22 protein-coding genes are annotated in these 21,833 nt (G+C 62.4%); 17 read left to right on the top strand and 5 right to left on the bottom strand.

What is annotated here, in order from left to right:
• The first annotated feature begins 63 nt into the window (after positions 1-63).
• Genes ACOYXI_RS21630 through ACOYXI_RS21560 form a run of 15 tightly spaced genes read left to right on the top strand, consistent with a single transcriptional unit; the run spans position 64 to position 14,743 of the window.
• Positions 64-798, top strand: coding sequence for a glycosyltransferase family 2 protein (locus tag ACOYXI_RS21630; protein ID WP_461675274.1), 735 nt, complete (start codon positions 64-66; stop codon positions 796-798).
• Entirely contained in the window at positions 795-1,742 is a 948-nt protein-coding gene (locus tag ACOYXI_RS21625; protein ID WP_134785261.1) for an LpxL/LpxP family acyltransferase, read from the top strand. Before ACOYXI_RS21630 ends, ACOYXI_RS21625 begins: the two co-directional genes overlap by 4 nt.
• Complete coding sequence (locus ACOYXI_RS21620; RefSeq protein ID WP_461675273.1) at positions 1,723-3,267, top strand: HAL/PAL/TAL family ammonia-lyase; 1,545 nt, start codon at positions 1,723-1,725, stop codon at positions 3,265-3,267. The genes ACOYXI_RS21625 and ACOYXI_RS21620 overlap by 20 nt, the downstream gene beginning before the upstream one ends.
• Entirely contained in the window at positions 3,260-3,685 is a 426-nt protein-coding gene (locus ACOYXI_RS21615; RefSeq protein WP_041074875.1) for an acyl-CoA thioesterase, read from the top strand. Before ACOYXI_RS21620 ends, ACOYXI_RS21615 begins: the two co-directional genes overlap by 8 nt.
• Complete coding sequence (locus tag ACOYXI_RS21610; protein WP_461675272.1) at positions 3,682-4,284, top strand: outer membrane lipoprotein carrier protein LolA; 603 nt, start codon at positions 3,682-3,684, stop codon at positions 4,282-4,284. The genes ACOYXI_RS21615 and ACOYXI_RS21610 overlap by 4 nt, the downstream gene beginning before the upstream one ends.
• The gene (locus tag ACOYXI_RS21605; RefSeq protein WP_461675271.1) at positions 4,268-6,607 is read left to right on the top strand and encodes an MMPL family transporter; all 2,340 of its coding nucleotides are present in this window, start codon (positions 4,268-4,270) and stop codon (positions 6,605-6,607) included. Before ACOYXI_RS21610 ends, ACOYXI_RS21605 begins: the two co-directional genes overlap by 17 nt.
• Positions 6,604-7,767 (top strand): sodium:proton antiporter, encoded by a 1,164-nt coding sequence (locus ACOYXI_RS21600; RefSeq protein WP_461675270.1) that lies wholly within the window; start codon positions 6,604-6,606, stop codon positions 7,765-7,767. Before ACOYXI_RS21605 ends, ACOYXI_RS21600 begins: the two co-directional genes overlap by 4 nt.
• The gene (locus ACOYXI_RS21595; RefSeq protein ID WP_098966841.1) at positions 7,754-9,001 is read left to right on the top strand and encodes an NAD(P)/FAD-dependent oxidoreductase; all 1,248 of its coding nucleotides are present in this window, start codon (positions 7,754-7,756) and stop codon (positions 8,999-9,001) included. Before ACOYXI_RS21600 ends, ACOYXI_RS21595 begins: the two co-directional genes overlap by 14 nt.
• Entirely contained in the window at positions 8,998-9,723 is a 726-nt protein-coding gene (locus tag ACOYXI_RS21590) for a class I SAM-dependent methyltransferase (RefSeq protein ID WP_210556764.1), read from the top strand. Before ACOYXI_RS21595 ends, ACOYXI_RS21590 begins: the two co-directional genes overlap by 4 nt.
• Positions 9,723-10,313 (top strand): hypothetical protein, encoded by a 591-nt coding sequence (locus ACOYXI_RS21585; RefSeq protein ID WP_461675269.1) that lies wholly within the window; start codon positions 9,723-9,725, stop codon positions 10,311-10,313. Before ACOYXI_RS21590 ends, ACOYXI_RS21585 begins: the two co-directional genes overlap by 1 nt.
• Complete coding sequence (locus tag ACOYXI_RS21580) at positions 10,310-11,506, top strand: beta-ketoacyl-[acyl-carrier-protein] synthase family protein (RefSeq protein WP_461675268.1); 1,197 nt, start codon at positions 10,310-10,312, stop codon at positions 11,504-11,506. The genes ACOYXI_RS21585 and ACOYXI_RS21580 overlap by 4 nt, the downstream gene beginning before the upstream one ends.
• Positions 11,503-11,967 carry a hotdog family protein gene (locus ACOYXI_RS21575; protein WP_098966833.1) on the top strand — a complete coding sequence of 155 codons (465 nt, stop codon included), beginning with the start codon at positions 11,503-11,505 and terminating at the stop codon, positions 11,965-11,967. The genes ACOYXI_RS21580 and ACOYXI_RS21575 overlap by 4 nt, the downstream gene beginning before the upstream one ends.
• Complete coding sequence (fabG, locus tag ACOYXI_RS21570) at positions 11,960-12,688, top strand: 3-oxoacyl-ACP reductase FabG (RefSeq protein ID WP_027611328.1); 729 nt, start codon at positions 11,960-11,962, stop codon at positions 12,686-12,688. The genes ACOYXI_RS21575 and fabG overlap by 8 nt, the downstream gene beginning before the upstream one ends.
• On the top strand, positions 12,688-13,914 hold the full coding sequence (locus tag ACOYXI_RS21565) for a beta-ketoacyl-ACP synthase (protein WP_210556772.1): 1,227 nt from the start codon (positions 12,688-12,690) through the stop codon (positions 13,912-13,914). The genes fabG and ACOYXI_RS21565 overlap by 1 nt, the downstream gene beginning before the upstream one ends.
• A 25-nt stretch (positions 13,915-13,939) precedes the next feature.
• On the top strand, positions 13,940-14,743 hold the full coding sequence (locus ACOYXI_RS21560) for a hypothetical protein (RefSeq protein ID WP_007967258.1): 804 nt from the start codon (positions 13,940-13,942) through the stop codon (positions 14,741-14,743).
• Positions 14,744-14,956: 213 nt separating this feature from the next.
• Here ACOYXI_RS21560 and ACOYXI_RS21555 read toward each other — a convergent pair whose 3' ends face one another.
• Positions 14,957-15,268 carry a type II toxin-antitoxin system PemK/MazF family toxin gene (locus tag ACOYXI_RS21555; RefSeq protein ID WP_461675267.1) on the bottom strand — a complete coding sequence of 104 codons (312 nt, stop codon included), beginning with the start codon at positions 15,266-15,268 and terminating at the stop codon, positions 14,957-14,959.
• A 280-nt stretch (positions 15,269-15,548) separates the two neighbouring features.
• Between ACOYXI_RS21555 and ACOYXI_RS21550 the strand changes: the two genes are divergently transcribed.
• Complete coding sequence (locus tag ACOYXI_RS21550; protein WP_003220915.1) at positions 15,549-15,986, top strand: hypothetical protein; 438 nt, start codon at positions 15,549-15,551, stop codon at positions 15,984-15,986.
• A 104-nt stretch (positions 15,987-16,090) separates the two neighbouring features.
• Here ACOYXI_RS21550 and ACOYXI_RS21545 read toward each other — a convergent pair whose 3' ends face one another.
• Positions 16,091-16,993: a LysR family transcriptional regulator gene (locus ACOYXI_RS21545; RefSeq protein ID WP_134785251.1), complete on the bottom strand. Its 903-nt coding sequence runs from the start codon at positions 16,991-16,993 to the stop codon at positions 16,091-16,093.
• Positions 16,994-17,111: 118 nt separating this feature from the next.
• Here ACOYXI_RS21545 and ACOYXI_RS21540 point away from each other — a divergent pair, with 118 nt between their 5' ends.
• Complete coding sequence (locus tag ACOYXI_RS21540) at positions 17,112-18,389, top strand: MFS transporter (protein ID WP_134785250.1); 1,278 nt, start codon at positions 17,112-17,114, stop codon at positions 18,387-18,389.
• 1 nt (position 18,390) lies between these two features.
• Here ACOYXI_RS21540 and ACOYXI_RS21535 read toward each other — a convergent pair whose 3' ends face one another.
• The 3 genes from ACOYXI_RS21535 to ACOYXI_RS21525 all read right to left on the bottom strand — a co-directional run bounded on the left by ACOYXI_RS21535 (position 18,391) and on the right by ACOYXI_RS21525 (position 21,820).
• Positions 18,391-18,903, bottom strand: a complete 513-nt coding sequence (locus tag ACOYXI_RS21535; protein ID WP_098968473.1) for a cytochrome b — start codon at positions 18,901-18,903, stop codon at positions 18,391-18,393.
• Between the two features lie 188 nt (positions 18,904-19,091).
• Positions 19,092-20,159 (bottom strand): uroporphyrinogen decarboxylase, encoded by a 1,068-nt coding sequence (hemE, locus tag ACOYXI_RS21530; protein ID WP_097087025.1) that lies wholly within the window; start codon positions 20,157-20,159, stop codon positions 19,092-19,094.
• 242 nt (positions 20,160-20,401) lie between these two features.
• The gene (locus ACOYXI_RS21525; RefSeq protein ID WP_134785249.1) at positions 20,402-21,820 is read right to left on the bottom strand and encodes an FAD-dependent oxidoreductase; all 1,419 of its coding nucleotides are present in this window, start codon (positions 21,818-21,820) and stop codon (positions 20,402-20,404) included.
• Between the last annotated feature and the right edge of the window lie 13 nt (positions 21,821-21,833).

Raw genomic sequence — 21,833 nt, 5'->3', positions numbered from 1 at the left:
TGCGAGCGAGTGCTGCGCACTCGAGCGGGAGCAAGCTCCCTCGCCACAGTGGGGATGTGGTCAATGCATAACCCTTGCGCCGTGATTCCGGTCTACAACCATGAAACCGCGATCGGCACCGTGGTCGACGCGCTGCTCGCCCAAGGCCTGCCGTGCATTCTGGTGGACGATGCCAGCACCCCGTCCTGCGCGCGAGTGCTGGATGCGCTGGCCGAACGCGAAAGCGTGCATCTGGTGCGCCTGACCCTCAATCAGGGCAAGGGCGGCGCGGTGATGACCGGCCTGCGCGAGGCTGCTCGTCTGGGCTTCACCCATGCCCTGCAAGTTGACGCCGACGGCCAGCACGACCTGCACGACGTCGCCCGTTTCGTCGAGGAATCCCGCGCCCACCCGGACGCGATGATCTGCGGTTATCCGCTGTTTGACGAGAGCGTGCCCAAGGGCCGTTTGTACGCACGTTATCTGACCCACGTGATGGTCTGGATCAACACGCTGTCGTTGCAGATCCGCGATTCGATGTGCGGCTTTCGCGTCTATCCGCTGGCCCCGACGCTGGCGGTGATCGACTCGGCGCGGGTCGGCAAGCGTATGGATTTCGACTCCGACATCCTCGTGCGTCTGGCGTGGCGCAACCAGCCGATGCGCTGGCTGCAGACCAGCGTGCATTACCCGCTGGACGGCGTCTCGCACTTCCGTCTGTTCCATGACAACGCGCTGATTTCCAGCATGCATACCCGGTTGTTCTTCGGCATGCTGCTGCGCCTGCCCGTCATCCTCTGGCGCCGGTGGCGCACATGAGCGTCGAGACCGACAAGAAGCACTGGGCCGACCGCGAAGAACGCGGCAGCTTCCTGCTGATGAAATTCACCGCGTTCGCCGCCAAGGTGCTTGGCCGGCGTCTGCTCAGTCCGCTGCTGTACGGCATCGTCCTGTACTTCTTCCTGTTCGGCCGTACCGCGCGCAACAGTGCCTGGCAATACCAGCAACGGTTGGCCGACTGGAGCAACCGCGGCGAATTGCGACCGAGTTACTGGCGGGTGTTCCGCCAGTTCATGGCGTTCGCCGATTCACTGCTCGACAAGCTCGACGTGTGGAACGGCAAGCTGCGCATCGAGCAGATCGAAATCATCGACCCGGCATTGCTGCGCAATCAGTTGCGCGGCAGTCGCGGGCAACTGCTGGTCGGCGCGCACTTGGGCAACCTTGAGGTATGCCGGGCGCTGGCCGAGATCGGCGAAAAGGTCACCATGAACGTGTTGGTGCACACCAAGCACGCCGAGCAATTCAACCGTTTGCTGGGCGAGGCCGGAGCGACCAATCTGCGCCTGATTCAGGTCAGCGAACTGGACCCGGTGATCATGCTGCAACTGCACGAACGCCTGGAGCGCGGCGAGTGGCTGGCGATTGCTGGCGACCGCGTGCCGTTGCACGGCGGGCGCAGCGTCAGCGTGGATTTTCTCGGCCACCCGGCAGCGTTTCCGCAAGGTCCGTGGCTGCTGGCCGGTTTGCTCAAGTGTCCGGTCAATCTGCTGATGTGCCTGAAACAACCGGACGGCCATTATCGCCTGACCCTCGAGCCGTTCGCCGACAGCGTGACGTGGACACGCCGCGAGCGCGAGCAGGTCATTCATCAGTGGGCCACCCGCTATGCGCAGCGCCTGAGTCACTATTGCCTCGAAGCCCCGCACCAATGGTTCAACTTTTACCCTTTCTGGAAGACCGATGACGACGCCAACCCATGAGCCGGTAACCTTCGGCGAACGCCCTTTGCGCATCGAAGACGTGCTGGCCCTGGCCAACCGTCAGGCGCCCGTGCAGTTGCAGAGCGACGCCGCTTACCGCGAGCGCATCGCCAAAGGCGCACGGTTCCTCGATTCGCTGCTGGACAAGGAAGGCGTGATCTACGGCGTGACCACCGGGTACGGCGATTCCTGCGTGGTCGCGGTGCCGCTGCATCACGTCGAGGCACTGCCGCGTCATCTCTACACCTTCCACGGTTGCGGACTCGGCAAACTGCTCGACGCGCAAGCCACCCGCGCCGTGCTGGCGGCGCGTTTGCAGTCGCTGTGCCACGGCGTGTCCGGGGTTCGCATCGAACTGTTGGAGCGCCTGCACGCCTTCCTTGAACACGACATCCTGCCGCTGATCCCCGAAGAGGGTTCGGTAGGCGCCAGCGGCGATCTGACGCCGCTGTCCTACGTTGCCGCCACTCTGTCCGGCGAGCGCGAAGTGCTGTTCCGTGGCGAGCGTCGCCAGGCTGCCGACGTGCATCGCGAACTCGGCTGGACGCCATTGGTGCTGCGCCCGAAAGAAGCGCTGGCCTTGATGAACGGTACGGCGGTGATGACCGGCCTCGCCTGCCTCGCCTACGCCCGCGCCGACTATCTGCTGCAACTGGCCACGCGCATCACCGCGCTCAACGTGGTCGCGCTGCAAGGCAATCCGGAACACTTCGACGAGCGTCTGTTCGCCGCCAAGCCGCATCCGGGGCAGATGCAAGTCGCCGCATGGCTGCGCAAGGATCTGGCGATCGACGCGCCGACCGCGCCGCTGCATCGCCTGCAGGATCGCTACTCGCTGCGCTGCGCCCCGCACGTGCTCGGGGTGCTGGCCGACAGCCTGAACTGGCTGCGTGCGTTCATCGAGACCGAACTCAACAGCGCCAACGACAACCCGATCATCGACGCCGAAGCCGAGCGCGTGCTGCACGGCGGGCACTTCTACGGCGGGCACATCGCGTTCGCCATGGACAGCCTGAAAAATCTGGTGGCCAACGTCGCCGACCTGCTCGACCGGCAGCTCGCGCTGCTGGTCGACGAGCGCTACAACCACGGTTTGCCGAGCAACCTGTCCGGCGCCCCGGCGGATCGCGCCATGATCAATCACGGCTTCAAGGCCGTGCAGATCGGCACCAGCGCCTGGACCGCCGAAGCGCTGAAAAACACCATGCCGGCCAGCGTGTTCTCACGCTCCACCGAGTGTCACAACCAGGACAAGGTGAGCATGGGCACCATCGCCGCCCGTGACGCGATCCGCGTGCTGGAGCTGACCGAACAAGTCGCCGCCGCCACGTTGCTCGCGGCCAATCAGGGCGTCTGGCTGCGTGGTCGCGATGAAGACGCACGCGCGCTGCCACCTTCGCTGGCCGCCATGCACGAAGAGCTGGCCAAGGACTTCCCGCCGGTCATCGAAGACCGTGCACTCGAAGGCGAATTGCGCCTGTGTCTGCAACGTATCGCCGAGCAACACTGGAGGCTGCATGCGTAGCGCCGGAGTGCTGCACGCCGACACGGAAATCCTCGTACCGTTTTTCGACGTCGACACCATGCACGTGGTCTGGCACGGGCATTACGTCAAATACCTGGAAGTGGCGCGCTGCGCGCTGCTCGACCAGATCGGCCACAACTACACGCAGATGTCCGAGTCCGGTTACGCGTGGCCGATCATCGACCTGCAACTGCGTTATGTGCGCGGCGCGGTGTTCGGCCAGCGCTTGAACGTGCGCGCCAGTCTGGTGGAGTGGGAGAACCGCTTGAAGATCAATTATCTGATCACCGACCTGCAGACCGGCGAACGCCTGACCCGTGCCAGCTCGGTGCAGGTGGCGGTCGAGATCAGCAGCCGCGAGATGCAACTGGCCTCACCCAAAGTGTTCACCGAAGCGGTGGAAAGGATGCTGCGATGAACCTGTTCTGCAAATGCCTTGGCGCGATGGCGCTGCTCGCCGTGTCGACGCTGGCCAACGCCTTCGACCTGCAACAGCTCAGCGAACAACTGGCGAAACCGGAAGTGATCCACGGCCAGTTCATTCAGGAAAAACACCTGCGCGCGCTGCCCCAGCCGTTGATCAGCAAAGGCAACTTTGTCCTGGCGAAAAATCACGGCCTGCTCTGGCTGCTCAAGACCCCGTTGCAACAGGATTACCGCATCACCGCCAACGGCATCGCCCGTCGTGACGGCAACGCTTGGCAGTTGCTGCCGAACAAGAGCGCCGGGGCCGAACAGAACCGTTTGTTCCTCGCCGTGCTGCAAGGTGACAGCAGCGGCTTGCAACGGGATTTCGAGCTGGCCCTGAGCGGCGACGCACAGCAGTGGAAACTCACCCTGACCCCGCGCTCGGTGCTGCTCAAGCAAGTGTTCAATCAGATCAAAATCGACGGCGGTGAACTGGTGCAGACCATCGAACTGCTGGAAACCCAGGGCGACAGCACCGTGTTGCGCATGCAGGACAGTACCTCCGGTCAACCGTTGAGCGAAGCGGAGCAACATGACTTTGCCGAGTGAACGCAGGCTGCCGTGGCTGTTTCTGATCCTGCTGCTGGCGGTCGTCGCGCTGGCCGGGTGGCAGTGGCGCGACGGTGCGCCGCTGTCGGCCAACCTCATGGAGCTGGTGCCCGGGACCAACCCTGACGCCCTCGAACTGCGCGCCGAACAGCGCATGCAGGAGCCGCTCAATCGGGAAATGCTGGTGTTGGTCGGCCACGCCGATCGCCAGCAAGCGGTGGCCATGGCTCAGACTCTGGGCGAGCAATGGCAGGCCAGCGGTCTGTTCGAAAAGGTCCAGTGGAACCTGCAGGCGGATCTGCCGGCGCTGCGCACGCAACTGCTGCAAGGGCGACTGGCGATGCTCTCAGCGGATGACCGGCAACTGCTGAGCGAGCACCCTGACGCGTTCATTCAGCAACGGGTGCAGGCGCTGTTCGACCCGTTCAACGGTTTCACCCTGGTGCCGAGCCAGGACGACTGGCTGGGCCTGACCGGACGCATTCAGAACAGCCAGCCGAAACACGGCGCGGTGCAACTGGACATCGGCAGCGGCGCACTGGTCGCCGATGCCGACGGCAAGCGCTGGGTGCTGCTGCGCGCGCGCACCACCGGCAATGCCTTCGACATGAACCTGCCGCTGAAAGTCGCTGATCTGCTGCAGCACAGTCGCGAGCAGGCGGCGAAATCTGACGTACAACTGTTGGCTGCCAGCGGTCTGCTGTACGCCGCCAACGGTCAGCAGCAAGCCACCCGCGAAATGACCTGGGTCGGCGGCGGCGCCACTCTCGGCATTCTGCTGTTGCTGCTGTTGGCGTTTCGCCGCTGGCGGGTGCTGCTGGCGTTCGTGCCGGTGCTGGTGGGCATGCTGTTCGGTGCGGTGGCCTGCGTCGCGCTGTTCGGCCACATGCACGTGATGACCCTGGTACTCGGCTCCAGCCTGATCGGCGTGGCGGTGGATTACCCGCTGCACTATCTGTCGAAAAGCTGGAGCCTCAAGCCGTGGCGCAGCTGGCCGGCGCTGCGCCTGACACTCTCCGGGCTGACGCTGAGCCTGATCACCAGCGCCATCGGTTATCTGGCGCTGGCCTGGACGCCCTTCCCGGCGCTGACACAAATCGCGGTGTTCTCTGCCGCAGGATTGCTCGGTGCCTATCTGTCGGCGGTGTGCCTGCTGCCGGCCCTGCTGAACAACGTTGAGCTGCAACCGGCGCAATGGCCGCTGCGCCTGGCCGAGCGCTTGGTGCAACTGCGCGAAACCCTGCTCGAACACGTGCGCACCCCGGTGCTGCTGGCGCTGTTGATCGCGTTCTGCGCTGGCGGTCTGGTGCAGCTGCAAAGCAAGAATGACATCCGCCAGTGGGTCGGTGCGCCACAACGCCTGACCGATGAAGCGCAGACCATCGCACGCATCACCGGCTATCAGCCGACCAGCCAGTTCTTCCTCGTGCGCGGCGCCAATCAGCAGCAACTGCTGGAGCGTCAGGCCGCGTTGAGCGAGCGTCTGCAGCAACTGGTCAACCTCGACAAACTGCAAGGCTATCTGGCCCTCGATCAACTGCTCAGTCCGCCGAGCCAGCAACAGCAGGTTCGCGAAGCGCTGAGCAAACTGCCGCAATACTGGCAGCCACTGCTCGAGCTCGGCGTACCGCTCGCGGCGTTGCAAACCGAGTTGCAGCAGTTGCAGAACCTGCCTGCCGAAGACATCGACGCGGCACTGGCCGGGCCGTTAGGCGAGCCTTACCGTACGCTGTGGCTCGGCCCGACCGCTGACGGCGTGGCGGCGATGACCAGCCTGCAAGGCCTGAACAATCCGTCACTGCTGCGGGTGCAGGCGCTGGACTTGCCGGGGGTGATGCTGGTGGATCGTCTCGGCGAATTGAACAACGTATTCGCCGCGACCCAGATCAGCGCCGCCGAACTGAAACTCGCCTCCTGCGTGTTGATCGTGCTGGTGCTGATCGTGCCGTTCGGCTTCGGCGGCGCCTTGCGCATCGTCGCCCTGCCGCTGCTGGCGGCGCTGTGCAGCCTGGCCAGCCTCGGTTGGCTCGGTCAGCCGCTGACCCTGTTCAGCCTGTTCGGCCTGCTGTTGGTAACGGCGATCAGCGTCGATTACGCGATCCTCATGCGTGAGCAGGTCGGCGGTGCGGCTGTCAGCTTGCTGGGCACCTTGCTGGCGGCGCTGACGACCTGGTTGTCGTTCGGTCTGCTGGCGGTGTCGAGCACGCCGGCGGTGAGCAACTTCGGCCTGGCGGTAAGCCTGGGGCTGGCGTTCAGTTTCATTCTGGCGCCGTGGGCCGGACGTCACGTCCACCGCGCCGCCGTCGTGGAGCCGGCAGCGTGATGGTCGTCGGTTTCTGGCTGATGGCCCTGGCGCTGTTCGCTGTGGCGACCCGTATCGGTCGGCATTTCGGCCTGATCCCGATCGTCAGCCAGTTGCTGCTGGCCAGCTTCGGTTTGCCGCTGCTGATGTATTTCTGGATCGAACCGGGCTGGCAGCTCAGCGGTGCCGAACTGATTGCGCCGGTGTGGCTGAAAGACCTCTACAGCCTGAGTTTCGCGCTGTTGCTCGGGCACATTCTCAGTGATGTGATCGACCTGCGACTGGACCGCCAGAGCGTGAAAATCGCCGTGCCGAGTTTTGCCGTGCCATTTGCCTCCGGTCTGGCGGCCGCCGCTTGGTTGCTGCCAGCGCAACCGTGGCTGAACTCGCTGGCGATCGGTCTGGTGTTCGCGATCACGGCGATCCCGGTGCTGTATCTGTATTTGCGTCACATCGACTACCCGCCCGCCGCCACCCGGCGTCTGGTGCAGACCGCCATCCTCATCGACCTGACCTGCTGGACGCTGTTCGGTGTCGCTCAGGGCAGTCTGCATCTGAGCAGTCTGTTGCTGCCGCTGGGACTGGCCTGCGTGCCGCTGCTGTTGCATCTGTTGCGCGTGCGTCGGCCGCTGACCTACAGCCTCGGCTTCTTTGCGCTGCTGGTGCTGGCCGAGCACTACAAACTCAACGCGCTGATTTTCGGCATCGGTTATCTGCTGTGCATGGCCTTGCTGAAAGTGCCGCTGGTGCTGCCATTGCCGGCGCGGTGGATGAGCCGTTTGCAGACATGGATCGCGATCCCGCTGATCCTCACCTTCGGTATCGTGCAGATTGACGTGCACAGCGCCCTTGCCAGCCTCGGCGCGGTGCAATGGGCGGCGCTGCTGCTGTTGCCGATTGCCAGTAAACTGCTCGGCAATTGGCTCGGGCTGGGCTGGGCCGGTGCGTCGTTCGAAGTCGCCAGCCGCTGGCGTGAAAGCGTGCTGCTGAACATTCGCGGGCTGAGTGAAATCGTCTTTCTCAACCTGCTGCTGCAACAACAGCTCATAAGCCCGGCGCTGTACTTCGCGCTGATGCTGATGGGCCTGATCGCGACGCTGTTGCCGGCCCTGATCGGCCTGCACCGCGCGCCCCTGAAAACCACCGCCACTGCGCCCGGGAGTTCACGTGCCAACCGTTGAAATGCAACGTCGTCAGGTAGTGATCATTGGTGCCGGCCCGTCCGGCGCCATCGCCGCTGCGCTACTCACGCGCAAGGGCCACGATGTGCTGGTGCTCGAGCGCCAGCACTTCCCGAGGTTTTCCATTGGTGAAAGCCTGCTCAGCCATTGCCTGGACTTCGTCGAAGAAGCCGGCATGCTCGACGCCGTCAACGCCGCCGGCTTCCAGCGCAAGACCGGTGCTGCGTTCGCCTGGGGCGAGCGCTACAGCGCCTTCGATTTCGGCGACACCTTCAGCGCAGGCAAGCCGACCACATTCCAGGTGCAGCGCGCCGATTTCGACAAGCTGCTGGCCGATCAGGCTGAATTGCAGGGTGCCGAAATCCGCTACGGCGACGCCATCGTCCGCGTTGATTTCGACCGCGCCAGACCGCAGCTCGACGTGCTGCGCGAGGACGGCAGCGAGTACCGCGTCGAAGCGGATTTCGTACTCGACGCCAGCGGCTACGGGCGCGTGCTGTCGCGTTTGCTCGAGCTGGAAGCGCCATCGAATTTCCCGGTGCGCCAGGCGGTGTTCACCCACGTTGAAGATCACATCGACAACCCGGCCTTCGACCGCGAGAAGATCCTCGTCACCACCCACCCGGAGCACCGCGACATCTGGTTCTGGACGATCCCGTTCAGCAACGGGCGCTGCTCGGTGGGCGTGGTGGCTGCCGCCGAACACTTCAAGGGTCGCGACAGCGATCTGGACGCCTGCCTGCGCGGCTTCATCGCCGAAACCCCAAGCCTCGCCGGCGTGCTGAACAACGCGGTGTGGGACACCCCGGCGCGCACCCTCGGTGGTTATGCGGCGAATGTGAAAACCCTGCATGGCCCCGGCTTCGCCCTGCTCGGCAACGCCGCGGAGTTTCTCGACCCGGTGTTCTCCTCCGGCGTGACCATCGCCATGCGTTCGGCGAGCATGGCCGCCGCCGTCCTGCACCGGCAGTTGCAGGGCGAAACCGTCGATTGGCAGCGCGAGTTCGCCGAACCGCTCAAACGTGGGGTCGACACCTTCCGCTGCTACGTCGAAGGCTGGTATGCCGGCACCTTTCAGGACGTGATTTTTTATCAAGACAGTCAGGCGGACATTCGCCGAATGATCTGCTCGATCCTCGCCGGCTACGCCTGGGATGAACGCAACCCGTTCGTCAGCGAAGCGCGCCGCCGGTTGAAGATGATTTCCGAACTCTGTGCAAAGGACGCCCCATGAATTACTTGAGCGACAGCTACGTCGAGGAAACCCGCTTCGGTTTCTGGTTCCTGCGCAGTCACACCTGGCAGCACCACGTGTTGCGCGTGGCGATCAACGATTTGCGCGGGCTGTTCAGCGAGTCGCTGCCGGCCAGTCCGGTGTTGCTGGATGCCGGTTGTGGTCAGGGCAAGTCGTTCCGGCATTTGCGCCAGACCTTCGCCCCGCAGCGCTTGATCGGTGTCGATGCCGATCCGCACAGCCTTGAATTGAGCGCCGAAGAAGCGGCGCGTCAGGGCTTCGACGTGGAGCTGATCGGCAGTGACTGCGCGACGCTCAACGTGGCGGACGCCAGTGTCGATCTGCTGTTCTGCCACCAGACCTTTCATCATCTGGTCGAACAGGAAAAAGCCCTCGCCGAGTTCTACCGCGTACTGAAGCCGGGCGGTTATCTGCTGTTCGCCGAGTCCACCGAGGCTTACATTGATACCTGGGTGATTCGCTGGCTGTTCCGCCATCCGATGCATGTGCAGAAGAGCGCGGCGCAGTACCTGGAGATGATTCGCCAGCAGGGTTTCGAGTTTGGCGAACGCAATGTCTCGTACCCGTATTTGTGGTGGAGTCGTTCGAAGGATTTCGGCTTGCTGGAGCGGTTCGGGTTGCGCCGGCCGAAGCCGTTTGGCGAGCGTGAGGAAACGTTGGTGAATGTCGTTGCCCGAAAACCATTGGCAGGGGCTTGCTGATGCAACACTTAACCTGTGGGAGCGGGCTTGCTCGCGAAAGCGGTGGGTCAGTTGGCATTGATGTCGGATGTGCCGACGCCTTCGCGAGCAAGCCCGCTCCCACAGGGGTTGTGGTGTGGCTGGTATTGTTGCTAACGGCCCTGCTAAGTGGATGCGCCAACCAGGCGCCGCTGCCCGCGAGCAACCCGACGCTGCCGTTACCGCTGCAATTGCACATCGAACGTAATCAGGCCAATCAACGTCAGGACTGGCTGCTGGTGATCCAGCGCGAAGACTCCGGCATCCGCTGGTCGATGATGGATCCGCTAGGCATCCCCCAGGCGCGTCAGCAACTGATCGACGGTCGCTGGCAGGCCGACGGGCTGCTGCCGCCCAATCCGGAGGCCCGGGAGCTGTTTGCCGCGTTGCTGTTCGCCCTGACCCCCTCCGGCGAACTGGCGCGCAATTACCCCGCCGCGCAGCAGCAGGGCGAGCAACGCACGCTGGCGCCGCGCTGGGCGATCCGTTATGCACAACCGTTGAGCTTCGAATTGAATCTGCCCCAAGGCCCGCACTATCGGGTTTCTCCCCTCGGTGAACCGACGCCATGACTGCCTACCTCAATGCCCTCGGCGTGATCTGCGCGCTGGGCCACGACAAGCACCAGGTCGCGCACAACCTGTTTGCCGGTGACTGCTCGGGCATGCGCCGCGAGTCCGGCTGGGTGGCCGGGCGTGAGTTGCCGGTGGCGGCGGTGCACGCTGAGCTGGCGGCGATTCCGGCCGAACTGGCCGATCAGAGCAGCCGCAACAATCAACTGCTGCTGGAAGCCGCGCTGCAGATTCGCGAGGACATCGACCGGGCGATCCAGACCTATGGTCGCGCGCGCATCGGCGTGGTGCTCGGCACCAGCACCTCGGGGATCGACGAAGCCAGTCGCGGGTTGGCGCACTACCTTCGTGAGCGGCAGTTCCCGGCCGAGTACGACTATCGGCAACAGGAACTCGGCGCCCCGGCGAATTTTCTCGCCGACTGGCTGCAACTCAGCGGCCCGACCTACGTGATTTCCACCGCCTGTACGTCCAGTGCGCGGGCGTTGATGAGCGCGCAGCGCCTGCTCGATCTGGGCCTGTGCGACGCGGTGCTCTGCGGCGGGGTCGACAGCCTGTGCAAACTCACGCTCAACGGTTTCAGCGCGCTGGAAGCGGTGTCCGACGAGCGCTGCAATCCGTTCTCGGCCAACCGCAACGGCATCAACATCGGCGAAGCGGCGGTGCTGTTCCTTATGAGCAAGCAGCGCAGCGACGGCCCGGCCATTGCCCTGCTCGGCAGCGGCGCCAGCTCCGACGCGCACCATATTTCCGCGCCGGAACCGAGCGGCCGCGGCGCCCTGCAAGCGATGCAGAAAGCCTTGAGCCGCGCACAGCTGAAAGCGGCGCAAATCAGCTACCTGAACCTGCACGGCACCGCGACCCAGCACAACGATGCGATGGAAAGTCTGGCGGTCGCCACGCTGTTCCCCGACGGCGTGGCCTGCTCGTCGACCAAGCCGATGACCGGCCACACCCTCGGCGCTGCCGGCGCCCTCGAAGCGGCGTTCTGCTGGCTGAGCCTGAGCGCCGACAACCCGCAGCACGCCCTGCCGCCACACGTCTGGGACGCCCAGCCCGACCTCGACTTGCCGGCGCTGAAGTGGGTGACCGCGAGCGAACGCCTGTCGTCCATTGCACCCCGCTACCTGATGAGCAACTCGTTTGCCTTCGGCGGCAACAACGTCAGCCTGATTATCGGAGACGCCCCATGAACGACTGGCCGCTCGCCGAACTGCTGCCCCACGCTGGCGACATGATTCTGCTCGACCGCATCCTCAGCTTCGACGAGGAGCAGATCCGCACCCGCCTCACGGTCAAGCCCGATGGCTTGTTCAACCTGCCCGACGGCAGCCTGCCGGCGTGGGTCGGCATCGAGTTGATGGCGCAGAGCGTCGCCGCGTTCGCCGGTTGCCATGCACGGCAGAAGGGCAACCCGGTGGAGCTGGGCTTCCTCCTCGGCACGCGCAAATTCGAGTGCAACGTCGAGGCGTTTCCGGCCGGCAGCGAACTGACCATCCACGGCATCCGTTCGCTGGAAGACGACAACGGCATGGGTGTTTTCGAATGCCACATCAACGCCCCCGGCATCGAGGCCAGCGCCCGCTTGAACGTGTTCCGCCCGCCGCAGCCCAGCCAATACCTTGAACAAAACAGAGAGTCGAACGATGACTGAATCCGTACTGGTCACCGGCTCCAGCCGTGGCATCGGCCGCGCCATTGCCTTGCGTCTGGCGCAGGCCGGGCACGACATCGTCCTGCATTGCCGCAGCGGCGTGGCTGAAGCCCAAGCGGTGAAGGCCGAAGTCGAAGCGCTGGGCCGCAACGCGCGCATCCTGCAATTCGACGTCGCCGACCGCGAAACCTGCAAAACCATTCTCGAAGCCGACGTCGAAACCCACGGTGCCTATTACGGCGTGGTGCTCAACGCCGGCCTGACCCGCGATGGCGCGTTTCCGGCGCTGAGCGATGACGATTGGGACGTGGTGCTGCGCACCAATCTCGACGGTTTCTACAACGTCCTGCACCCGGTGATGATGCCGATGATCCGCCGCCGCGCCGCCGGTCGGATCGTCTGCATCACTTCGGTGTCGGGTTTGATCGGCAACCGTGGCCAGGTCAACTACAGCGCCTCCAAGGCCGGGGTGATCGGTGCGGCGAAAGCGTTGGCGATTGAACTGGGCAAGCGCAAAATCACGGTTAACTGCGTCGCGCCGGGCCTGATCGACACGGCGATGCTCGACGAAAACGTGCCGGTGGAAGAGCTGATGAAAATGATCCCCGCACAACGCATGGGCACCCCGGAAGAGGTCGCTGCTGCGGTGAATTTCCTGATGTCGGCGGAAGCCTCGTACATCACCCGCCAGGTCTTGGCGGTCAACGGAGGCTTGTGCTGATGAAGCGCGTTGTCGTCACCGGCATGGCCGGCATCACCTCGCTGGGCAGCGACTGGCAGACCATCGCCGGCAACTTCGCGGCCAACCGCAGCGGCATCCGCCGCATGGACGAGTGGGACCGCTTCAGCGAACTCAACACCCGCCTGGCCGGGCCGATCGATGATTTTGTCGTACCGCCGCACTGGACCCGCAAGCAACTGCGCAGCATGGGCCGGGTGTCACGGCTGGCGGTGGGTGCGGCGGAACAGGCGCTGGCTGACGCCGGCCTGCTCGGTGACGAATCGATCAAGGACGGACGCATGGGTGTGGCCTGCGGCTCATCCACCGGCAGCACCGACGAGATCAAGGCGTTCGGCAACATGCTGCTCAACTCGGTGGCCGAAGGCCTCAACGCCAACTCCTACGTGCGGATGATGCCGCACACCACCGCGGCCAACATCAGCATCTTCTTCGGCCTCACCGGGCGCCTGATCCCGACGTCCAGCGCCTGCACCAGCGGCAGTCAGGGCATCGGCTACGCGTATGAAGCGATCAAGTTCGGACGGCTGCCACTGATGCTCGCCGGCGGTGCCGAAGAGCTGTGCCCGACCGAAGCCATGGTCTTCGACGCGCTGTACGCCACCAGCCTGAAAAACGACGCGCCACAGACCAGCCCACGTCCGTACGACAAGGGCCGCGACGGTCTGGTGATCGGCGAAGGTGGCGGCATGCTGGTGCTTGAAGAGCTGGAGCATGCGCTGGCGCGCGGGGCGCGGATCCACGCCGAGATCGTCGGTTTCGGCAGCAACGCCGATGGTCAGCACACCACTCGCCCCGAGCAGATCACCATGCGCCGCGCCATGGAACTGGCGCTGGAAGACGCCGGGCTGTCGCCGGATGCCATCGGTTACGTCAATGGTCACGGCACCGCTACAGAACAGGGCGACATTGCCGAAACACTGGCGACCAGCAGTCTGTTCGGCGAACACATGCCGATCAGCTCGCAGAAGAGTTTCCTCGGCCACACGCTGGGGGCCTGCGGGGCGCTGGAGTCATGGTTCAGCATCGAGATGATGAATCGCGACCTGTATGTGCACACGCTCAACCTCGACGAGGTCGACCCGCACTGCGGCAAGCTCGATTACCTGCGCGGCGAATTCCGCCAGATGCATCACGAGTACGTGATGAACAACAATTTCGCTTTTGGTGGCGTCAACACCTCGTTGATTTTCCGCCGCTGGCACTGACCGCAACACGTTTGGAGTGAAGGGAATGACTCAGTTTCACCGCATCGCCGCCCTGCTGGCCCTGGCCTTTGTGCTCGGCGGTTGCACCAGCAAACCGGTTTACAACGCCAAGGAAGAGTTCTCGCCCAACCTCGGCTTCACCCAGCAACAGATGAGCCGCGCCATCGTCACCGCGCTCAATGATCGCCAGTGGGTGGTGCAGTCGGTGCGCCCGGGCATGATCAAAGCGGCGATTACCGTACGCGGCCGTCACCACGCCGAAGTCGACATCCCGTTCAGCCCGACCTCGTTTGAAATCGACTACCGCAGCAGCTACGGCCTCGACGCCAAGGACGGCAAGATCCACGGCAACTACAACCGCTGGGTCAACCGCCTGCGCGACAATGTGCTCAAGGAACTGTCGATCAACCCGGACATCGAGTTCGTCAACGACCTGGGCATCGTCAAGCAAGGCGCCGACGAACCGACCTACCTGAGCTTTCGCGAGGGCGTCAAACGCGCCACCGACGCCGGCCTGCTCGACGGCAGTGTGAAGTTCTACCTGGCCGGCGAAACCCTGCCTAAACAGGTGCGCAAACTCGACACCGTGAGCAGCAGCCGCAAAACCAATGGTTCGAACAAATCCGACACCGACGCCTGCTTCTGGGCCCTGCAGTCGGCCCTCGCCACCCTGCAGAACGCCGCGAAAAAAGCCGACGCCAACGCCGTGATCAACATCGCCAGCGTCGACCAGCGCGACCTGTACAAAGACACCGAGAAATTCCAGTGCCGCGCCGGCCTGGTGGTGTCGAGCGTGGCGTTGCGTGGGGATTTGGCCCACGTCGATTGATTGACAGTAGAAACGACAAAGGGCGCCTTGCGGCGCCCTTTCACAAACAGGTTGGCTTGTCATCGCCCTTCCACCTGTCTGGCTCTGTGATGGCTGGTTGCCCAGGATCCTCAGAGTCTCACAAGCCCCTTTCGGGAACGCCGGCAGTATTGCCTGAAATGTCATTACCAGCAATGGATGGCAATTGGCTTCGATGCACCCTCTCAACGGCTACTACACGCCCAAGGCCTTTCTAACCGCAGTCTTGATGGCGTAAAACTCGTCTGTTGCAAGATGTGAAATCAAGTAAACACGCTTTCCGTGACGGTCTTTACTTCTGATCCTGTCCAGTCGCGCAAGACTGACCGTCGCTACCATGTCGCATTTTGCCCAGCAGGTTGAACTGGCACCTTGAAGATGGCTGGCGAGCTCCAGATGATGCTCCAGCACACAATCCGGCGCAGTTGTACTCAATGGCACCACAGTCACCAACAAACTGTTGGATCGGTGCTTGCGTATCACCACCACGGGCCTGATTTTGACCATCTCCGGTACTTAAAAACCTCTGAAATCACAGATCAGAACACTGCCCTCCTTGGGCTGATAGAGAAGTGGCATCCATGGCACTCACTAAAAAGAACTGATTTTGCGCATTTACCGCAACTTTCCCTAAAGCAGTTCCGTTACCAGAAATGTAAAGGGCTGACTCCTCTCATCACCTGAACGACAACTACACTCGTCCTGCGGGTCTCAACCATCGCCAGCCAGAACGGCGAGCCCATTGTTCGAGCACTCGCGGTTCTCTTTCACCGTCAAGGAGATGACCATGCAAGTGAAAGCCCTGATCGCCGCCACGCTCCTCGGGTTATTGCCCAGCGCCAGCCACGCCACCAACCTGATGTACATGCCGTTCGAAACCGTGCTCTCGGATGCGATTCGCGCCGGGCGGCTGGATGGCAGTGTGAAGTTCTATCTGATCGGCAATGGGCCGCAGGGCACGCAGCAGTTGTTACGCCGGGATGTGGTCAGTGATTTGCGCACCAACGGCTTCAACAAGAGTGATCACGATTCCTGCGAGTGGGTGCTGCAGTCGAACCTGATCAAGTTGCAGGCCGACGCCAAACGGGTCGGGGCGAATGCGGTGGTCAATATCGTCAGTTATTACGACCAGCATGTGCGCAAGGATTTGAATACTTATGAGTGCCGGGCCGGGGTGTTTGTGACGCGGGTGGCGTTGAAGGGGGATCTGGTGCGGTTGCCCTGAGAAATGTGGTGTTTGGGCGGGCGTCTTCGCGAGCAAGCCCGCTCCCACAGGGGACTGCATTCCAGTTGTGGGAGCGGGCTTGCTCGCGAAGAGGCCGGTAGCCATCACCCACTTGAAGGCTCAACCTTGCGCGTCAGCAGCTCGACGAACGCCTTGGCCATCGGCGATTTCTGATCCTTGCGCTGCACCAGCCACACCGCCGACACCGCCTCCGGATCGAGCAGTGGTCGATAGACCACACCGTCAATGCGCATCCGCTGATACGACGCCGGCAACACCGAAACCCCCAGCCCCGCTGCGACCAGTCCGATGATGGTCATCGCCTCACCGGCCTCCTGGGCGAAGTGCGGACTGAATCCGGCATCGCGGGCCAGACTGAGCAGTTGCGCATACAGCCCGCTGCCGTAGCTGCGCGGAAAGAACACGAACGGCTCCAGCGCCAGCGCCGAGAGGAACAGCCCTTCCTCGCTGCCTTGCGCCAACGGATGTTTGGAGCCGAGCACCGCCACCAGCGGCTCACGCATCAGCTCCACCACACTCAGCGAATCCGGTAGACCCAGCGGACGCATGATGCCGACTTCGATCGACTCATCCACCAGCGCGTCCGCGACCATGGTGCTGCTCATCTCCCGCAGGTTCAGATGCACTGCCGGGAAACGCTGGCGAAAAGCAAAAATCGCCTGGGGAATGGTCGAGTTGAACGGCGCCGACGAGGTGAAGCCAATCTTCAATTCGCCCAGTTCGCCGAGTTGCGCACGCCGGGCAACGTCCGCCGCTTTGTCGACCTGCGCCAGCACCAGTCGCGCCTCCTGCAGAAACAATCGGCCGGCCTCGCTCAGCTCGACCCGACGATTGGTGCGCTCGAACAACCGCGCGCCGACCTCTTGCTCCAACGCCTGAATCTGCTGACTCAGTGGTGGCTGAGAGATCCCCAGCACCTGTGCGGCGCGGCCGAAATGCAGTTCTTCGGCGACGGCGATGAAGTAGCGCAGATGACGCAATTCCATGGAAACCCCATTAGGTCGTTAAAGCTATCAAACAGGTCGAACAATATATTGGATAGAAACATTAGCCAGCTATATGATTTTTTCATTGCCTGCCTGGCCGTGCCCTCCGAGGTCTGATGTGAAAACCGCCGCCGCCCCTCTTGCCCATGAAGTTCCGCCTGCCGCGACGGACGATGTCATCGCCGAGCTGCAGGAGATCTACATCGAAAAAGGTACACCGATGTTCATGCGCACGGTGCTGGCGCTGTTCAGCGGCGGCTTCGCGACCTTCGCCCTGCTGTACTGCGTGCAGCCGATGATGCCGCTGCTGTCCCACGAATATTCGATCAACGCCGCGCAGAGCAGCCTGATTCTGTCGGTGGCGACCGGCATGCTGGCCTTCGGTCTGCTGATCACCGGGCCGATCTCCGACCGGGTCGGACGCAAACCGGTGATGGTCGCGGCACTGTTCGCCGCCGCGTTGTGCACCATCGCCAGCTCGATGATGCCGAGCTGGCACGGCGTGCTGATCATGCGTGCGCTGATCGGCCTGTCACTGAGCGGCCTGGCGGCCGTGGCGATGACTTACCTGAGTGAGGAAATCCACCCGCAGCACATCGGTCTGGCGATGGGCCTGTACATCGGCGGTAACGCGATTGGCGGGATGAGCGGACGCTTGATCACCGGAGTGTTGATCGACTTCGTCAGCTGGCACACGGCGATGCTGGTGATTGGCGGTCTGGCGCTGGTCGCAGCGGCGGTGTTCTGGAAGATCCTTCCCGAATCGCGCAACTTCCGCTCACGCTCACTGCATCCACGCAGCCTGCTTGATGGCTTCACCATGCACTTTCGCGACGCCGGCCTGCCGCTGCTGTTTCTTGAAGCGTTCGTGCTGATGGGCGCCTTCGTCACCCTGTTCAACTACATCGGTTATCGCCTGCTGGCCGCGCCGTACAACCTCGATCAGGTGTTCGTCGGTTTGCTGTCGGTGGTGTACCTGTCGGGCATCTACAGTTCGGCGAAAATCGGTTCGCTGGCGGACAAACTGGGGCGGCGCAAAGTGCTGTGGGCAACCATCGCACTGATGTTCGCCGGCCTTGCACTGACTATGTTCACGCCGCTGTTGCTGGTGATCGTCGGCATGCTGATCTTCACCTTCGGCTTCTTCGGCGCGCACTCGGTGGCGAGCAGCTGGATCGGCCGGCGTGCGACCAAGGCCAAGGGCCAGGCGTCGTCGTTGTACCTATTCAGTTATTACGCCGGGTCGAGTATTGCCGGCACGGCTGGCGGGGTGTTCTGGCATCTCGGCGGGTGGAATGGCATCGGCCTGTTTATTGGCGCCCTGTTGATGATCGCGCTGTTGGTGGCGTTGAAACTGGCGAAGTTGCCGCCCCTCGGTGGCAGCGCTCCCGCTTGAGTCAGAACACCATTTTTTTCAGGATTCGGCGCCCACACATTTCGTGTTTGATAACGGCTGCGATGTGTAGCGCTACTTGAACCAGTAACATCACGCACGCCCAAACATGGATGACGAAGAACCGATCAATCCACTGTAGATCGTTCAGCGGCGCCGGAATAAGAACCAGATCAAATATATTGATCGGTCGATCCATCATTAATATTCCTGTGAGCAAGACAACCGCCGTCATCAGATAAATAGACTTATGCATCCAGCTCGCCAGGCACTCCATAAAGGGCCTGGCCACCTCGCGAGAGGTATGAGAGCCTCTGACAGAAATATACAATCTCAGTATAAATACCGGAATAAATAAAGCCGTCACCGAAACATTTATAAATCCGACTATCAATTTTGTTTCCGGTGCAACTTTAATGACTGACACATAGAAGCCAGACAATAGAGCCCATAAAATTACTGCCGCAGATATCCAGTGCAAAGCAATCTGGAGACGCGAATATCCAACCCTTTTCATTGCAACCATCCTGATAAACAAGTGGCGCCATTACAAGGCTCTGAATTATCAGCGTCAACGAGAAAACCATTAACAGAAACTGCACAAAGTAAACAATCTTTACGAGCAAGGTTTATTGCACTTTCAACTTAAACATAAAAAAATCAATTACCGCCCGAACATTGCATTCGGGCGGTCGTGTCAACGTCTTACTCGTGATACTGCGCCGACAACTCGTGCACCGCACGCAGGAACGCACCGGCATGCTCCGGATCGACCTCAGGGGTGATGCCGTGGCCGAGGTTGAACACGTGGCCACTGCCTTTGCCATAGCTGGCCAGAATACGACCGACTTCAGTGCGGATCGCTTCCGGTTTGGCGTAGAGCACGGTCGGGTCCATGTTGCCTTGCAGCGCGACCTTGTCGCCGACACGGGCGCGGGCGTTGCCGATGTCGCAGGTCCAGTCCAGGCCCAGTGCGTCGGCGCCAGCGTCGGCGATGCTTTCCAGCCACAGGCCGCCGTTCTTGGTGAAGAGGATCACCGGCACCTTGCGACCGTCGTGCTCGCGGATCAGGCCGCTGACGATTTTCTTCATGTAGGCCAGGGAGAACTCCTGGTACGCCGCCGCCGACAGGTTGCCGCCCCAGGTATCGAAGATCTGCACCGCTTGCGCGCCGGCCTGGATCTGGCCGTTGAGGTACGAGGTCACCGACTGTGCCAGCTTGTCCAGCAGCAAGTGCATGGCTTGCGGGTTGTCGTATAGCATCGCCTTGGTCTTGCGGAAGTCCTTCGACGAACCGCCTTCAACCATGTAGGTGGCGAGGGTCCACGGGCTGCCGGAGAAGCCGATCAGCGGCACACGACCATTCAGCTCGCGGCGGATGGTGCTGACCGCGTCCATCACGTAGCCGAGGTCTTTGTGCGGATCAGGGATCGGCAACGCTTCGATGTCGGCCAGGGTGCTGACGACTTTCTTGAAGCGCGGGCCTTCACCGGTCTCGAAGTACAGGCCCTGGCCCATGGCATCGGGAATGGTGAGGATGTCGGAAAACAGGATCGCCGCGTCCAGTTGCGGGTAGCGGTCGAGCGGTTGCATTGTGACTTCGCAAGCGAATTCCGGATTCATGCACAGGCTCATGAAATCACCGGCCTGGGCACGGCTGGCGCGGTATTCAGGCAGGTAGCGGCCGGCCTGGCGCATCATCCACACCGGGGTGACGTCAACGGGTTGCTTGAGCAGGGCGCGGAGGAAACGGTCGTTCTTCAGGGCAGTCATGTCGGCATCCGGAAAAAAAGTGCGGGCATTTTCTCAGAGCGCGACGCAAAAGGCACGGATGCAGGTCAGCCTTTTGTCTATCGGGTCAATTTATTGCGCTGTATTGAGCGCACAGAAACCAGTGTGGGAGCGGGCTTGCTCGCGAAAGCGGTGCGTCAGTCAATACATCGGGTGACTGATACAAAGCCTTCGCGAGCAAGCCCGCTCCCACATTTCTGATCGCATTTCAGGCTGAAATGTAATCAGACGCCCAAGTAATCGAGGATCCCTTCGGCGGCATTGCGGCCTTCGAAGATTGCCGTTACCACCAGGTCGGAACCGCGCACCATGTCGCCACCGGCGAAGATTTTCGGGTTGCTGGTCTGGTGCTTGTACTGACCGTGCTCAGGCGCGACGACGCGGCCCTGGCTGTCGGTCTGGATTTCGAACTGTTCGAACCACGGTGCCGGGCTCGGGCGGAAACCGAACGCGATGACCACGGCGTCGGCCGGGATGATCTCTTCGGAGCCCGGGATCGGCTCGGGGCTGCGGCGGCCACGGGCGTCCGGTTCGCCGAGACGGGTCTCGACCACTTTCACGCCTTCAACCTTGTCTTCGCCAACGATGGCGATCGGCTGGCGGTTGTAGAGGAATTTCACGCCTTCTTCCTTGGCGTTCTTCACCTCTTTGCGCGAGCCGGGCATGTTCGCTTCGTCACGACGATAAGCACAGGTCACCGACTTGGCGCCCTGACGGATCGAGGTGCGGTTGCAGTCCATCGCCGTGTCGCCACCACCGAGTACCACGACCTTCTTGCCTTTCATGTCGACGAAATCTTCCGGCGACTTTTCAAAGCCCAGGTTGCGGTTGACGTTGGCAATCAGGAAGTCCAGCGCGTCGTAGACGCCCGGCAGGTCCTCACCGGCAAAACCGCCCTTCATGTAGGTGTAGGTGCCCATGCCCATGAATACCGCATCGTATTCGGCGAGCAGTTGCTCCATGGTCACGTCCTTGCCGACCTCAGTGTTGAGGCGGAACTCAATGCCCATGCCGGTGAAGACTTCGCGACGATTGCTCAGCACGGTCTTCTCAAGCTTGAACTCGGGAATGCCGAAGGTCAGCAGACCGCCGATTTCCGGGTTCTTGTCGAACACCACCGGGGTCACGCCGCCACGTACCAGCACGTCGGCACAGCCCAGACCCGCCGGGCCCGCACCGATGATCGCGACACGTTTGCCGGTCGGTTTGACCTTGGACATGTCCGGGCGCCAGCCCATGGCGAATGCGGTGTCGGTGATGTACTTCTCGACCGAACCGATGGTCACCGCACCGAAACCGTCGTTGAGGGTGCAGGCACCCTCGCACAGCCGATCCTGCGGGCACACCCGGCCGCAGACTTCCGGCAGGGTGTTGGTCTGGTGCGACAGCTCGGCGGCCTGGAGGATGTTGCCCTCGGCCACCAGCTTCAGCCAGTTGGGAATGAAGTTGTGCACCGGGCACTTCCACTCGCAATACGGGTTGCCGCAACCCAGGCAGCGGTGGGCCTGGTCGGCCGACTGCTGGGGTTTGAACGGTTCGTAGATCTCGACGAACTCTTTCTTGCGTTGACGCAACAGTTTCTTCTTCGGATCCTTGCGCCCGACATCGATGAACTGGAAGTCGTTATTCAGACGTTCAGCCATTGTTAAAACCTCA

The organism is Pseudomonas sp. G3-19 (genome assembly GCF_054855875.1).
The sequence above is the reverse complement of the archived record's forward strand: the minus strand, read 5'-3'. Positions and strand labels throughout refer to the sequence as shown.